Below are 15,628 nucleotides of genomic sequence, written 5' to 3'. Positions count from 1 at the left end.
TTATGGCCAGTAAAACCGCAGAACGTATCCTTGCCGCCGCACTTACCTTGTTTAATGAACAGGGAGAAAATGCCGTTACCTCAGTGGATATTGCCATGGAGCTGGATATCAGTCCCGGTAATCTGTACTACCACTTTAAGGGCAAAGAGCAAATTATTGATGGCCTGGTACACTGGTTCAGCGAAGCCATGCAAACCTTGTTGCGCCCGGCTACACTGGAAAAAGTGCAGGCGGAAGATTTCTTTTATTTCATTGCTATTGTGCTGGATAAACAACAGCTGTTTCGCTTTATGTATCGCAGCCCGGCCGATCTGGCCGAGAAATACCCCAAAGTCAAACACTGGCATAAACAGCAGATCAGGCAAATGGAGTCAAGTTTAAGCCAGTTATTATTGCGCTTTGCGGCGCAGGAGGCATTGCTGGCCAGCCCCGCCGAACAGCGCTTAATGGTGGATTTAATTATAATGATCCTGACTCAGGCAAATCAGTATGACGACCTGCGTAATAATGATGACCCCAAGGCGCAAAAGTTTCACGCTCTGAGCCTGATGATGACAGCACTACTGCCGCGCTTTCGCCTGCAGGAAACAACCGTGGCTCAGCTACGCAAAGCTATTGAGCATCACTCCATGGCGAATCTGACGTTACCGACTGTCAGGGGGGATATATGAGCCAGAAACTGTCTTTCCTGGACCGTTCGTTCTGGATCACTGAGTCTAAAGCGAATCCCAAGCATGTAGGTTGCCTGCAATTGCTTGAAATGCCAGAGGGCAGCGATCCCAAAGCCTACGTGAGCGCGCTACATGAAGAAATGCAAGGCTATGCCCGGGCCTGCCCACCGTTTAACTGTCGGGTGAAAGCCGTGGCTATCTGGCCGCTGGGTTTACAGCCGGTGAAGCACATGCAAATGGATTATCACGTTCAACTGCATCAGGTAAAGGATGTACACGACCGTCCGGCATTGGACGAGTTTATTGCCCGTATGCATGAAACCCGGCTCGACCCCGACAAGCCGCTCTGGCAGTATCATTTTTTATATTCTCCTTCCCAGCAGGTATTTGCTATTTATGCGCGGGTCCATCATCTGTGTGGTGATGGCACTACCCTGGTGCGCTGGTTTCAGGCCGGTTACATGGATGAGCCTCACAGTACCGGCTTTGTGCCGATATGGGCGTTAAAACGGCTTAGGCACCAAAAACGCCCACAGTATAAGCGCATGAAACGTTTCTGGATAAATCTGTGGGAAATGCTCCTTACTGGTAAGGATTTACTGGTAATTTTTACCCGTTTATTATTACGCCTGATCCGGATTAACCGTCATTATATGCCGGTGCCCTTTACCGGTACCCGTACCGTGCTTACCGGGCAGGTTAAAGCGGGGCGGGCAGTGGCAACCTTTGATTTGGATTTTGCCCGTGTGCGGGCGCTGGCACGGCGCACCAGAGCTTCGGCTAACGAAGTATTACTCACCGCGTTTGATATTGGCGTTCACCGCTTGTTACAGGATCACGGTCATGTATTTACCCGTGCGTTGTATACCAATATGCCCATCAATTTAAGAAAACCCGGCGAAAAAACTACCGGTAATCGCATTGCCATTGTACCGGTCCAGTTAGCCCACGATGAGAGCGATCCATATCTGCGCCTGCGACAGATTATTTATCATCATCGCATTGTTAAGCAGGCCGCCCAGCGGGCCCGGCCTTCTGCTTTCAGCGGATATACCATTGTTATCCAGGCCATCGCGCTGGTATTTGAGTGGCTGCATATTTCAGACTGGGTAAAGCCCATTGCCAATGTGCTGGTATCCAATATCCCCGGGCCGAAACAGCAAAAGTACTTTAAAGACAGCAAATTGCTTGCCTGTTACCCTATTTCTACCCAAACCCCGGGGGGCGGCGTTAACATCACCCTAATGACCTATAACGGCACGGCCAATATTGGTATGGTGTGTTGTAATCAGCAGATTAAATCGTTGCAACCGTTGGCGGAGTACTGCCGCGAAGCTTTTGAAATGCTGGAAGCGAGTATTGACGATCCGGGCCTGAGTATCGACGACATTGGTGAACACAGCGACGAGGTGCCACTTTCCATTGTCAGCGATCACTAGTAGCATTGCCGCTTCTGTTTTACCGAGGTATTCCCATGTGGCGTTGTCCGCTTTGTCAGCAACCATTACAGCAATCGATGCGCACCTGGCGGTGTGAAAATCGTCATGCCTTTGATGAGGCCAAATCCGGCTATCTAAACTTACTGCCGGTGCAGAATAAAAAGTCCAAACAGCCCGGTGATGACAAAACTATGGTTAATGCGCGTCGCCAGTTTCATGATGCAACAGGCTATCAGCCACTGATGGCAGCGCTGGTAGAGGTTATTCAGAAGCACTATGCAGGGCCGTCTGCTGTGCGCCTGTTTGATGCCGGTTGTGGCGAGGGCAGTTATCTTGGCTATATCGCACAGGCGCTACAGGATGCAGAGCGTAAAGTGAACGCATCTGGCTGCGATATTGCCAAACATGCTGTCGATCTGGCGGCTAAACGCTATAAAAATTGTCATTTTGCGGTAGCCAGCAGTGCCCATTTGCCGCTTGAGGATAATTCGCAGGATGTGGTGTTGCAGGTATTTGCGCCGGGCAGTGATACCGAATACCAAAGAGTAATTGCACCAGGGGGTCTGCTGATTGCAGTCGACCCGGCGGAAAATCACTTATGGTCAATAAAAAAAGCTATTTACGATAGTCCGCGTCAGCATAAGGTTGAATTTGCCGAACGCGCTGGATTTAGTCAGCTCATTGAGCAACGGATGAGTTTTACGGTGGATTTATCCGACCCACAAACTCGCCAGGGACTGCTGGAGATGACCCCTTATTACTGGCGTTTACCGCAGGCGGAAGCCCAGGCACGGTTTGCTGATATAAAGCAGGTGGAAGCGGATTTTGTTATTCACGCCTGGCAACGGGAGCACAGTTAAACTAAAAATTTGTGTGCTCTGTATATTGCGAAATCAGATACCAACCCACATAGTAAAGAGGTGCCAGTAAGTTAAGGAAAACCCATGCATCTCGCTCAGCTCAATATCGCCAGGCCAAAATTTCCTTTGGATTCCATAGGGATGGCTGATTTTGTCAATAATCTCGAGCCGATAAACACCGTTGCTGAAAGCAGCCCGGGGTTTATCTGGCGCTTAAAAGACGATTCCGGTAACGCTACCAGTATCCCTGTGTTTAATGATCCCGAGCTAATCGTCAATATGTCGGTATGGCAGGACGTTGCCTCGTTAAAGCAGTTTATGTTTAAAACCCACCATATCGATTTTCTGAAACGCAAAAAAGAATGGTTTGTGCCTCTCGATAGTGCGTCTTACGTGATGTGGTGGATAGAAGAAGGGCATATTCCGACGGTGGCTGAAGCCGAGGAACGCTTAGTTCATCTTCGTGAGCATGGAGAAAGTGACTTTGCGTTCAGTTTTAAGCACAGCTTTAATAAGTAGAAAGGTTATCGACCAGGCTGTGAAGGTTAGGCCGATAACTATCGTTGATTTACTCAGGTATCAGGAGTGAGGCTAGCGTTTGCCAAAGTCGCTGAGTAAGGCCTCGTCGATTACGCCATTATGCTTAAAAATAACGCCATCTTTCATGACCATGTCGACATCGCGCACTAAGTTCATATATTTAAGCACATTGCCACGCACAGCGATGATATCGGCAACCTTACCTGGTGTTACTGACCCATAGCGGTCCTGCACGCCCATCATTACCGCTGGCCAATAAGTCGCTGCCCGTAGTGTGTCCATGGCGTCAAATCCCATGTCATGCACCCAGACTGCCATTTCCTGCCAGGTAGACTGACAATGAAATTTCATTGGGATCCCGGAATCCGTACCTACCAGCATCATCACACCCGTTTGCTTTAACTGATTGATTTTATTCTTAATGGTTGGGGTTCTGAGCGGCGTTAGTTGCATGTAATTAAGGTGCCCAGGTTTGGCAATCGATTGCTTAATATCGGCAATGGTGTCGTCTTTTAAGCCACGCTTCCAGCAGGCATCGTCCAGTTCTTCCGGGTTAGCTACCAAATCGGGATAGGTAAATAATCCTTCCATGGTAGGAGTCCAGAACAATAACCCGTCAAAAATGCCGGTGGCGGTTCGCTCTACTAATGTATCCAGTACGTCTTGTGGGTATCCCGGCGCGGTAGTCAGCCCGGTATGTTCAAAATTATCAATACCGATTTCTACGCCGACGCGAATTTCATCCGGTTTATGCGCATGGGCGACCACTTTCATGTTGAGTCGGTGCGCCTCATCTACAATGGTCTGGGCTACCGGGCGTGGCATATCGTCATGGTCGATGAGCTTAACGATTTCCATGCCGGCGTCGTGCAAGCGTTTGACCGCGGCTTTTGCTTCGCTCTCGGTGGTGACTTCCCATCGATAGTGTTTTTGCCAGTCCAGGACTTCTGCCTGTAAGAATGGCCCTGAGGTATACAGGGTGGGGCCGGGGATCTCGCCGTTAGCGAGTTTTTGCTTAATGGCGACAGAGTCCTCAAGGGGCGCGCCCAGATCGCGAACACTGGTGATGCCCGCAAGCAGCAACTGTACCAGTGAGGCCGGCATAATCTCATCCACCTGACGGTCGCGATACGCTTTTTGCCAGTGCGTATAATTGGCGTGACCGGTAAGCATTATGTGGGCATGACTTTCCCATAAACCGGGCAGCACGTCGTGCCCTTCGGTGGAGACTACCCGATAGCCCGCGGGCACGGTTAGCGAATCCACCGTGCCGACCTTTTCAATGATGCCGTCTTTTACCAGTATCACGCTATTGTGTAGCGGGCGTTCGGCTGTGCCATCGATGAGTCTGCCACCCACCAGGGCGATATTTTCTGCCTGTGATGGCATGCTAGTGAGCAGGCCGGCTAATAAAGTTAGTGTCGTTAGTAACCGCATTATTTATCCTTATTCTGGTTATCCTGATTTACGTTATGCTCACCGATTGAACAAATCAATGTTTTCTTTAGAGATATTGATACCGTGGCTGGTATGCTTAACAGAGAAAATGCATCAGTCATCAGTGCTGAACGACCGATGCATACGACTAACCAAAGTCTTCAGCCAGCTTTAGCGGCCTTTAAACTTTCGCGACTCTTTTTGCGAAAAGTTCACAAACCGGGTAAAGGCTTTATCCTTAGCCCTTTTCTGAGCGAGTGAGGCGGAGTTAAGCGCATCTTCGCGGAGCAACTTCTGGTAGTTGGACAATCGCCGTGAGTCCAGTGAACCTTGCCCCACCGCGGCCTGCACTGCACAGCCTGGCTCCTGATCGTGCTGACAGTCGGCAAATCGGCATGTTTCAGCTAAGCGTTGGATATCGGCAAATGCCGAGACAATCCCATCATGACAATCGGCTAACTGTAATTCCCGCATACCCGGAGTATCGAGAATGAGTCCGCCCTGTGGTAAAGGAAACAGTGAGCGACCGGTAGTGGTATGGCGCCCTTTGGCATCATCCTCACGAATATCCTGCGTAGACTGACGGGATTCACCCAGTAAGGTATTGGTAAGCGTTGATTTGCCTACCCCGGAAGAGCCAAGCATGACTACCGTATTACCGGGGGTCAGCCAGTCACGTAAAGCATCCCTACAGCTATTCTCCAGTGCGTTAACGGTGACAACCTGCAACTGTTTATCGATGCGGCGGACATTGTCGCGCCAGCTTTCGGGCTCATCGGTAAGGTCAGCTTTGGTTAACACCACCACCGGTTCTGCGTCGGCCGCTTGTGCGAGTGCCAGGTAGCGCTCAATGCGGCTGGGGTTAAAGTCTTCGTTCATCGAACAAACGATAAATGCGGTGTCGACATTGGCTGCAATTAACTGCCATTCAATACCGGTGCCGGCTGATTTGCGTTTAAAGCAGCTGTATCGCTCGAGCAAGCGTACAAACTGTTTATTTTCATTCAGCAATACCCAGTCGCCAACTACCAAAGGTGGCATGGCAGGCGTGATTGGCAAGGTAAAGGTATGCGGATCCGTTGCTACGGTCAGCTGAGATTTATGTTGTTTAGTGACTCTGGCAGGGATTATTTGATCCCACTCTTCAAGAGTAAGTTGTTGCTGGAAAAAAGGCCGCCAGCCCATGGCGGAGAGACGTTGAAAATTAGTCATAATTAACCCTTAACTAACGTTAATGTTTTCATTAAGGGGGCGAAAGGCCCCGGCATTAGTACCGGGCGGTAAAAGGGCGGTTTAGTTAGCCCATAGCCCGGTCAGGGTGACGACAATCATCAATAATCTCCTAACCGTTATTCAACGTTATGGAGTATAGCCTAATAGGCATCCGTGTGCACTGGGTCAGTGTTGACTTTATGCACTCAGGACTTTCCTCATCCGCTCAGGGCTGTTCGGTAAAGAAAAACCGGAGCTGGTTTTCTTCTACGGCTACCCGTTTGCCATAGCGGCCAAATAGGAATTCCCGCCAGTGGTTGTCATCCATGGTGTATTCCAGTGCGCGCTCATCGAGCCTTGAGAGTAGTTCCTTGGCCAATCTGGGCTTGTGGTAATCCAGTATTCGTTGGGTGTTGCCGTGTAAATAGAGTTTCAGATAATCCAGTTCCTGATCGGTAGAGCCCGCCGACACCAGACTCAGTGCCGAGCGTAACGGCTGGCCCAGTAAGGAACCAAGCCCGGATAGCGGCAAAGGCAGTAATTTGTCAATAATAAACTGAGTGTCTTTTACCAGTGAGTATTGGTCATTGAGTAAATGAATAAAATCCACCCGCGTGTCGGTAAGGTGCAATGAGCGACTGGCCGGATAGTAATTGGGCAGGGCGCTAATGCCTGCAGCCGCATGGGCCTTATATATGCGTGAGCCCATTACTTTTACTTCAATGGCACAGAGGATCTGCACGGTAAGTCGATTAGTGGATGTGGGCATACTGAGCTGTGCTTCCAGGCAGGTAAAATGACCTTCGCCAATCGGCACTGCTAACGGTTCGGTAAAGGGGAAATGTGGGGCGATGAGTTCATTAAGCTCTTGTTCGGTAAATATCTCGTACTGCAGGCGGCCGCTTTTAATCAGGCAATAGCCTACCAGGGCATGCATTCTGTCGCGCCAGCTTAATGGAGGTAACAAACATCAATCCTTGCATTGTAAAGAGGGGCAACCCCATTGTTGCGGTAAATCATAACAGTGCTGTTTACACTGGCTCAAGGCTTAAAATTTTTTGCGTCGCTGGCGACAATGGCGTAGCGTAGATTCAACTGGTACAATCAGTTGGTAAAGGCGAGAATAACCAAACGGGCTCAACCAATCAACAGCGGGTGAACGATGCATATTCCTGTTCAACAATTCGACTACGTGATCATCGGTGGCGGTTCTGCCGGTGCCGTGCTGGCGGCGCGTTTAACCGAAAACCCAATGATTCGGGTCTGTCTGGTTGAAGCGGGCAGCAGCGATCGTAACCCGTTTATTCATATCCCCTTTGGTTTATCACTACTGGCTCGATTCGACAGCATTGGCTGGGGATATAACACCGAACCACAAACGGCACTGAACGACAGAGAGCTATTCTGGCCTAGGGGCAAAACGCTCGGCGGATCAAGCTCAATTAATGCTATGTGTTATATCCGTGGCCAGGCCGAGGATTATGACCGCTGGGCAGCGCAGGGGGCTGATGGATGGGATTTCGAGTCAGTTCTGCCATTTTTTAAGCGCGCAGAGAATTACTGTGGCGGTGCCGATGAATACCACGGTGTAGGCGGCCCGCTGGATGTAAATAACCTGCGTCATACCGCTGAAGTGTCCGATGCCTTCGTAAACGCCGCTAAATACGTTGATCTGCCCGTGCGTGAAGACTTCAATCGTCGTGACCGTGAGGGGCTGGGTTACTACCAGGTTACGCAGCGCAACGGCCAGCGCTGTTCTACCGCGAAAGCTTATCTCACAGATGCCCGTCAGCGCGGTAACCTTACAATCATTACCTCAGCTCTGGCTGAACGGGTGCTCATAAAGCAACAACGGGCCACCGGTGTGCAGGTGAGGTGTAAAGGAAAGGCTATGCGGTTAATGGCGTCTCGCGAGGTCATTCTTAGCGCCGGTGCAATCAATTCGCCCCACTTGCTGATGTTATCAGGGATCGGCCCGGCCAGCGAACTGGAAGACAAAGGCATATACGTGCAGCAGGATTTACCCGGCGTGGGCAAAAACCTGCAGGACCACCTTGATGCCATTGTTCAATACCGCAGTAAGCAGCCCCTGGGTTATCCCATTGCGGCCAGAATGTTGCCACGCTATATCAAAGCGGCATGTCGCTATTTATTTAAACGGGATTATATCTTTTCTTCCAACGTGGCTGAGGGCGGCGGCTTTGTGCGCTCGTCACTGGCGCAGGCATCGCCGGATATTCAGTTCCATTTTTTACCGGCTATTTTGCAGGACCACGGCCGGCGTTTCGTGCATGGCTTTGGCTATGGCTTGCACGTTTGCGCGTTATACCCTAAAAGCCGTGGCGAAATTACCCTGCAAAGTAATCACCCGGCCGATCATCCCGCTATTCAGCCCAATTACCTGGCCGAGGACGACGATCTCAAAGTGATGATCGACGCAGTTAAATGGGCACAAAAGATACTTACCAGCGAAGCTTTTGCACAGTACGAGGGCTACCTGAGTATCGGCGAACACCGCCTGGACTCCGACGAAGATATTGCTGCCTTTATTCGGGAGCGAGCCGAAACCATCTACCACCCGGTGGGCACCTGTAAAATGGGCGCCGATGATGACCCCATGGCAGTGGTAGACAGCAAACTGCGGGTACGCAATGTGGCAGGTTTAAGAGTGGTTGATGCGTCGGTTATGCCGTCCCTGGTGGGCGGCAATACCAATGCCCCAACCATTATGATTGCCGAACGTGCAGCAGAATGGATCCGCAACGAGCAGAATTAAAATAAAGGGGTCAGAGTAAAATAAAGGGGTCAGAGTCTGAGGGATCCCCACGATTTTAATTTCATACGCTTGCAGCCCAGGCTTCTTCTATTAGGGAGCTGCACCACCTGAGTGCAGCTTTCCACTGTCTTATGGTAAACCGTATTCGACAAGCGATACCTCTGAGGCCAAGGTAGTGGAATGAGAGTGTGCGTCTTGTCTCTGTATTGGCTTGGAATCGCCGGTGCTTGTTCGAAGAAACGAGCACCATACCCAGTAAAATAGCAACCAATGATGCTAACGTAGCCAGCAATACCAGTATCGTTAGGCGCTGCTGTTTCACGCTTTTGTTCTGTTCATAGCCAAGACCGAACTTAGTGCTTTTCATATCCCTAAAGCCTTCTTCAATCTGCATACGCTGCCGATAAATCGCCACAACTTGTTTTGATAAATGTCGGTGAGTTTTCAGTGATGTAGCTAACTACCAAGGGTCCTTTGCTCCTTGTGCATGGACTTTCGAGCGTTTTGAGGCCTTGCGTGTGCCATCCGGATTGATAGCGTGACGCGCTTTAGCTTTTTGTTTAAACAAAACAAGTGTACAAGCAAAAGGGTTACCTCTTACGATGTGGCTATTATCAAAGCGCTTAGGTCGACAGGTTGCCTGGTCATAAAGGTGACGAATACACTGCCAGGTCTTCTCGCTGTCAATTGAGTACATATGCGGTTTTCGAATGCGACCGACAATGTCCCACTCTAGCGCTAGTACCTCTCTGAACCAGGGCGATTTATACCCCGCGTCAGTCACGATAATGGGTCGACAGTGTGAAGGTAATATGGCGTGCAACGCCTTCAAGAATGCCCTGTGCGTAGCCGGTTTCTCTTTGGTCTTGTTGCAGTGTACTTCTTGATAAAGTGTGATGGGCCTACCTTCTAGAGATAATGCCGCGCGTAAAAGAAAGTGAGCTTTACGGTCATCTAAATCTGACCAGTCGATTGAGATGACAGGACGTGAAGTGCCACCACAAAACAGCTGACAAATAGCGGCATAAATTGATGGTGCCTCGTTGCGTAGGTGAGGGTTTGAGAGCAGCCTGTCTGCGCGTTTAATTCGATGTTTTTCAAAGGCTTTAGTGTTAATTCCACGACCTATGCTCGTTACGGTTGCTGCGCTTCCATTAAGAAGGCTTTTCACGCACGCCGTTACCGCGTTTAGTCGCGCTTGATGCATTTTATAGCTGACAAGCGATACGACTTTGTTCACAATAGATAGGGCATTCATGGCTGTTTGGTCTCAGTGATTTTTGGCGATTGATCTGATCACCAAACATCATGAATGTTCCCTTCTTTTTTATCTTGTTGATATAGCTATATTATTTGTGGGGATGCCTCAGACTCTGACCCCTTTATTTTCATTATTGCTTGGGTAGTAGCATGTTTACCGCGCAGTCGCACATTTCATCGATATGGCTGGAGTCAGCGTATACACCGTCGGTGACGAGTTTTGCCAGGCCGTGCAGGGTCGCCCAGATGACCTGCGTCTGACGCAATGCTGGTTTATCGGGCAACAACAAGCCCTGGTGCTGCCAGTGGCTAATCAGGCTCAGCATATATTGAAACGCCGGGTAGGCCACGTCTTTCAGTTCATCGTCGGCTAGATCGTTTTTCCAGATAGGGCGGCCAAACATAAGATCGTACAGCTGTGGATGTTCCACAGCCCAGTGCACATACCCATACACAAACTGTTTCATCCGAACTGGCGCAGGAACGGATTCATCGCCGCCGGATTCAGAGGTCATTGCAATCCAATTGGCGAAACCGTTAGCAGCTACCGCGTTAAGCAGCGCGTTCTTATCACGAAAATGATGGTACAGCGCTGAGCGGGATACCCCCACATCGTCGGCTAGCTTGCGTAACGAAAGCCCCTCGATGCCCTGATTTTCAATACGGTTGGCTGCTGCATCTAACAACGCTGAGCGCAAGTCACCATGATGGTAGGTTTGTGTGCCGGATGACGGCATGGTACTTCCTAAAAATGTCACAATTGCTGACTAGCATAATCTTTATCTTGACAGTGTCAAATTATGCGCCTATCTTGACACTGTTCAGTTTAATAAAAGGTTAATAAAAGGGGCACACATGTCGCAGGCAACCGCTGCAAATCAAAACCAGTCGTATCCGCACTTATTCGAGCCACTGGATTTAGGTTTCACTCAGCTAAAAAATCGTATTGTTATGGGCTCCATGCATACCGGTTTGGAAGAGATGCCTAACGGACACGTTCACATGGCTGAGTTCTATGCTACCCGCGCCAGGGGCGGTGTGGCGTTGATGGTTACCGGCGGTATCGGGCCTAACCAGGAGGGCGGCGTACACATTAAAACGAAGATGCTCGACAGCGACGAAGCGGTAGCGCATCACAAGATGGTTACCGATGCCGTGCATGCCCATGGCGGCAAAATTTGTATGCAGATTCTGCATACCGGTCGTTATGCTTATAACCCTAATCTGGTAGCGCCTTCAGCGTTACAGGCACCTATTAATCAGTTTAAACCTCGTGAGCTAACCAGCAAAGAAATCGAAGGGCAGATTAACGACTTTGTCGAAACGGCAAAACGGGCCCATGCGGCAGGCTATGATGGCGTTGAAATCATGGGGTCTGAGGGTTACTTCCTCAATCAGTTTATTGCAGCACGAACCAATCATCGTAGCGATGAATGGGGCGGTGACTACCAAAACCGCATCAAATTGCCGGTAGAAGTAGTACGTCGTGTTCGCGAGGCAGTGGGTGAAGAATTCATCATTATTTACCGCTTATCAATGCTGGATCTCGTTGAGGGGGGGTCAACTTATGATGAAGTGGTCACGCTGGGTAAAGCCATTGAAAAAGCGGGTGCCAGCATCATTAATACCGGCATCGGCTGGCATGAGGCGCGCATCCCGACTATTGCCACTAAAGTGCCACGAGCGGCATTTACCTGGGTGACAGCGAAATTCCGCCAGGCACTGAGTGTGCCGGTGATCACCTCTAACCGGATCAATACGCCGGAAGTGGCCGAATCGGTGCTGGCTCGCGGCGATGCCGATATGGTCTCGATGGCCCGGCCATTCCTGGCCGATCCTGAGTTTGTCAATAAAGCGCAAACCCAGCGCAGCGATGAAATTAACACCTGTATTGGCTGTAACCAGGCTTGTCTTGATCATATTTTTGCAGGCAAACTCACCAGTTGTCTGGTTAATCCCTTTGCCTGTCATGAGCTGATGTACAAGATGACTCTGGCCGAATCGCCCAAAAAGGTGGCGGTTGTTGGAGCGGGCCCGGCCGGATTGGCAGCGGCTACTACAGCGGCTAAACGCGGTCATAGCGTAGTACTGTTTGATGCTGCAGCAGAAATCGGCGGGCAGTTTAATATTGCCAAACAGATCCCTGGTAAAGAGGAGTTTTACGAAACCCTGCGGTATTTTAAGCGCCAGTTGGAGCTGCTTAATGTCGAAGTTAAGCTGAATACTCCTGTCACCGCACAAACGTTAAACGAACACGGCTTTGACGAAGTATTACTGGCTACCGGAATTGTGCCGCGTATACCTGCTATCGAAGGTATCGATCACAGTAAAGTAATGACCTACCTGGACGTACTACGGGATAAAAAACCGGTAGGCGCTAAAGTAGCGATTATTGGCGCCGGCGGCATTGGCTTTGATACCGCTGAATATTTAAGCCACGGAAAGTCTGTACCAAGTCAGGATATCGCCGCCTTTATGCGCGAGTGGGGAATTGATATGACTTTCTCTGCCCGTGGCGGGGTGGAAGGCATGCAGCCACAGCCTGAGCAGTCACCCAGAAAAATAGTTCTGCTGCAACGTAAATCCAGCAAGGTGGGCGCTGGCCTGGGTAAAACTACCGGCTGGGCGCACCGCTTAGGTTTGCAAATGAAAGGGGTGAAAATGATCCCGGGCGTGCAGTACCACAAAATCGATGATAACGGTTTGCATATCACGGTTGGCGAGGAGCAGCAGGTGCTCGACGTGGATAACGTGATCATTTGTGCTGGTCAGGAGCCTCAGCGGGCACTAGTAGAGGGGCTTTCCTTGCCTTATCACCTTATTGGTGGCGCCGATGAAGCACTTGAGCTTGATGCCAAACGGGCCATTGAACAGGGCACCAAAGTAGCAATGGCCCTCTAAAATTAATGGGGTCAGAGAACATTATCAACGGTAATGTTCTCTGACCCCATTATTATTCCCTGATGGTTACTCTACGTCTATTCGCTTCCCTTTCATACGCATTAACGTGCCGTCTTTATCTATAATATGGTGCTTAAGCGCGCCGGCAATATGCAGCAAAATGCAGGCTATCAGCAGATAACCCACGAATTCGTGTATTTCTTCTGCCATTTCACCCAGCTCGACGTTGCGCGGGATCACATCCTGCGGGTTAGCCGGATCGTGATTACCCGGGATCAAATCGATACCAAACAGCGGGATATTATGACCGCCCATGGACGACATAATGACACCGGAAACAGGCATAATCAGCGTGCCCAGAATCAGTACCCAATGCACCGCATGAGCCAGTTTATGCTCCCAGCCTTTATAGTTGCCGGCGGCCAGTGGCCAGCCGTTTTTCATCCGCCAGAATACCCGGCCCAGGGCCAACACCAGCACGATAACGCCAAAGGATTTATGCAGGCCATACAGGCTGTAGTCTTTGTTTTCGGTCATGTAAATGCCAACGGCCAGCAAGGCAATCATCAGCAGCGCCACTGACCAGTGCAGTGAAATGGTGATTTTACTAAATTGCTGTCGGGTGTCTTTCATCATCATGAATTCTCTATAAAGCAGAAAAAGTGTAAGGATTATTTTGAGTTAGCCAGAAGGTGCTATAAACCTTCATCAATTTATCAGTAAATGATAAATCGCAAAGCAGCGCAACAGAAAATAAAAATAACTGCTAACAGATAGCCTTAACTGCTACAACTGGCTATTAAATTCAGCAGCGCTATGCCACTCAGCGGCCATGTTAGTCAGCAACTTTTGCATAGGCAGGTAGTCTTTAAATGGTCTGAAGAAAGGGTCGTACAGACTAATAAAAGGATAAGCCCGGAACCCCAGTTCAAATGCACGGTGCAACCAGTGCACAGCGCGGCTTTTATTGCCGCTGGCGGCATATCCGTAAGCGGTAAATCTGGCCAGCATCCCATTAACCTCAACCACCTTTTCCTGAGCAGCATTAAGCGAAAAGTTTACTGGCTGGTCAAGCAGGTTATCCCGCAATGCACAAGCAATTTGGACAATTAACGGCTCGGCTCCTACCGTGTTGAAACCAGCACAAACAGTTTCAGCACAGGCTGGTTCGTCATTGAGTGCCAACACCCAAACCATAAACAGGCGTGCCAGCGGGTTGTTGGGATCAAGGGATAGCATTTCCTGATAAGGGCCAATTGCCTGTGGCAAATTACCACTCATTAGCTGGTAGTAGCCGGGCATACACCGGCTCAGTGGTGTTAACGGGTCGATAATCTGCAAGGTTTGAATTGGTGGTAAGGCGAGGGCCGGTAATCCGGATAGCAGGTAACAATTCGCCAGCAGGGCGAGGCTGTCGGCATCATTTGGCTGATACTCCAGTGCCCGTTTTAATGCTGCAATAGCGGTGTTGATGTCTCCTTGTAAATAGCAAAACCATGCCTGTAAAGACAGCGTATAAAAAGCATCCGAATGGTGTTGGTTCAGAAAGTTAAGAATGCCTTTTACTTTTTCCATAGGAGTTTCAGAGCAATCTGTGCCTGATTCTCGCAACTGCAAATAAACCCGGCCTAAGCTGGCCAGAATAAGCGCGTTGTCCGGCACCATCTGATTAGCTGCATTAAGCAACTCCTTTGCTTTGGCAATGCTTTGCGGTTGCCATTTCAGTGATGCAATTCGGGCCTGATGCAGATACTCCCAGGCGGTTTGATTGGTAAGAATGGTTCGTTGGGAGGGCGCCAGCACTGCTTCTATATTGGACAAAGGCAGGCTGGTCACCAGTTGTGCCACTATTTTTTGCTGTAAATCCTGCCAGTTTGGTTGGGCTTCATTATATCGAGTACTCCACACAACACTCTGGTCGCGGGTACTGACCAGACGAACATTCAGACGCGCGCGATCACCCTCGAGCCGCAGACTACCTTCTATCAGGTAGTCCGGCGCTAATGTCTTTATTTGGTCACTAAAATCTGCTTGCTGCGCAGCAAGCTGTCGCATAGAAGAGAAACTTATCACCATCAACGAAGGCAGGGTTGATAGGTCGGCGACAATATCGTCACCCAGTGCATCAGCCAGATAGGCTTTATCCTGCGCCTCGCCAAGAAAAGCAAAGGGTATCAGCGCCAGGCGAATTGGCTTATTTACATCGCTCTGTACAGTTTTAGGTTTGTCAGCCCGTGAGGCAAACCAGTCGTCCAGTTCCTGCTGATAGGCAAAGATACGAGCCGCCGTTTGGTGCTGGTGGCGATGCACAGGCATGCCCTCTGCGGATTCCCAGCGTCGCACTGTGCGTTCGCTGCAATCAAAGTAATTGGCAATGGCTTTCCAGGAGTGAAAGGTTTCGGGTTTCTGTTTTTTTGTCGTCATACTGATATGGGAAAACTAGCGTTAATCATCCTTTTTCCTGAGTTGTGGCCGGAGACTACCTGTTATGACCGTCTGTGACCGCTTGTGTCCGTTTCGCCATGCAGCACC

The 15,628-nt window shown here is 49.9% G+C and carries 14 protein-coding genes; 6 read left to right on the top strand and 8 right to left on the bottom strand.

Translation table 11 applies throughout. The features are described from left to right. Nucleotides 1-2: 2 nt before the first annotated feature. From AC566Q_RS15525 to AC566Q_RS15510, 4 genes are all read left to right on the top strand, one after another. The gene (locus AC566Q_RS15525; protein ID WP_499607825.1) at nt 3-671 is read left to right on the top strand and encodes a TetR/AcrR family transcriptional regulator; all 669 of its coding nucleotides are present in this window, start codon (nt 3-5) and stop codon (nt 669-671) included. Continuing rightward, entirely contained in the window at nt 668-2,110 is a 1,443-nt protein-coding gene (locus AC566Q_RS15520; protein ID WP_499607823.1) for a wax ester/triacylglycerol synthase domain-containing protein, read from the top strand. The genes AC566Q_RS15525 and AC566Q_RS15520 overlap by 4 nt, the downstream gene beginning before the upstream one ends. 35 nt (nt 2,111-2,145) lie before the next feature. Beyond that, nucleotides 2,146-2,970 (top strand): putative RNA methyltransferase, encoded by an 825-nt coding sequence (locus AC566Q_RS15515; protein ID WP_499607820.1) that lies wholly within the window; start codon nt 2,146-2,148, stop codon nt 2,968-2,970. Between the two features lie 84 nt (nt 2,971-3,054). Further along, a complete protein-coding gene (locus AC566Q_RS15510) occupies nt 3,055-3,489 on the top strand; it encodes a DUF3291 domain-containing protein (protein ID WP_499607817.1) in 435 nt (144 codons plus the stop codon). 72 nt (nt 3,490-3,561) lie between these two features. Here the strand turns inward: AC566Q_RS15510 and AC566Q_RS15505 are convergent, their stop codons facing one another. The 3 genes from AC566Q_RS15505 to AC566Q_RS15495 form a co-directional block, all read right to left on the bottom strand. After that, nucleotides 3,562-4,947 carry an amidohydrolase family protein gene (locus AC566Q_RS15505; protein WP_499607815.1) on the bottom strand — a complete coding sequence of 462 codons (1,386 nt, stop codon included), beginning with the start codon at nt 4,945-4,947 and terminating at the stop codon, nt 3,562-3,564. A 171-nt stretch (nt 4,948-5,118) separates the two neighbouring features. Beyond that, nucleotides 5,119-6,159, bottom strand: a complete 1,041-nt coding sequence (gene rsgA, locus AC566Q_RS15500; protein ID WP_499607812.1) for a ribosome small subunit-dependent GTPase A — start codon at nt 6,157-6,159, stop codon at nt 5,119-5,121. Between the two features lie 226 nt (nt 6,160-6,385). Further along, nucleotides 6,386-7,126, bottom strand: coding sequence for a DUF1439 domain-containing protein (locus AC566Q_RS15495; protein ID WP_499607809.1), 741 nt, complete (start codon nt 7,124-7,126; stop codon nt 6,386-6,388). Nucleotides 7,127-7,321: 195 nt separating this feature from the next. Between AC566Q_RS15495 and AC566Q_RS15490 the strand changes: the two genes are divergently transcribed. Further along, nucleotides 7,322-8,935, top strand: coding sequence for a GMC family oxidoreductase (locus tag AC566Q_RS15490; protein WP_499607806.1), 1,614 nt, complete (start codon nt 7,322-7,324; stop codon nt 8,933-8,935). Between the two features lie 61 nt (nt 8,936-8,996). Here the strand turns inward: AC566Q_RS15490 and AC566Q_RS15485 are convergent, their stop codons facing one another. From AC566Q_RS15485 to AC566Q_RS15475, 3 genes are all read right to left on the bottom strand, one after another. Then, a complete protein-coding gene (locus tag AC566Q_RS15485) occupies nt 8,997-9,350 on the bottom strand; it encodes a hypothetical protein (RefSeq protein WP_499607803.1) in 354 nt (117 codons plus the stop codon). A 45-nt stretch (nt 9,351-9,395) separates the two neighbouring features. After that, nucleotides 9,396-10,193, bottom strand: a complete 798-nt coding sequence (locus AC566Q_RS15480; protein ID WP_499607800.1) for an IS4 family transposase — start codon at nt 10,191-10,193, stop codon at nt 9,396-9,398. A 133-nt stretch (nt 10,194-10,326) separates the two neighbouring features. After that, nucleotides 10,327-10,932, bottom strand: coding sequence for a TetR/AcrR family transcriptional regulator (locus AC566Q_RS15475; protein ID WP_499607797.1), 606 nt, complete (start codon nt 10,930-10,932; stop codon nt 10,327-10,329). 118 nt (nt 10,933-11,050) lie between these two features. On the opposite strand from AC566Q_RS15475, the gene AC566Q_RS15470 reads away from it, so the two are divergent. Beyond that, complete coding sequence (locus AC566Q_RS15470; protein ID WP_499607795.1) at nt 11,051-13,096, top strand: NADPH-dependent 2,4-dienoyl-CoA reductase; 2,046 nt, start codon at nt 11,051-11,053, stop codon at nt 13,094-13,096. Nucleotides 13,097-13,162: 66 nt separating this feature from the next. Here the strand turns inward: AC566Q_RS15470 and AC566Q_RS15465 are convergent, their stop codons facing one another. Continuing rightward, on the bottom strand, nt 13,163-13,735 hold the full coding sequence (locus AC566Q_RS15465) for a cytochrome b (protein WP_240621868.1): 573 nt from the start codon (nt 13,733-13,735) through the stop codon (nt 13,163-13,165). Between the two features lie 147 nt (nt 13,736-13,882). After that, nucleotides 13,883-15,520, bottom strand: coding sequence for a tetratricopeptide repeat protein (locus tag AC566Q_RS15460; protein WP_499607792.1), 1,638 nt, complete (start codon nt 15,518-15,520; stop codon nt 13,883-13,885). Nucleotides 15,521-15,628: the final 108 nt, after the last annotated feature.

It is taken from the genome of Alteromonas sp. H02, assembly GCF_059682525.1.
Note: the sequence above shows the minus strand (reverse complement) of the source record. Positions and strands in the feature narration are given on the sequence as shown.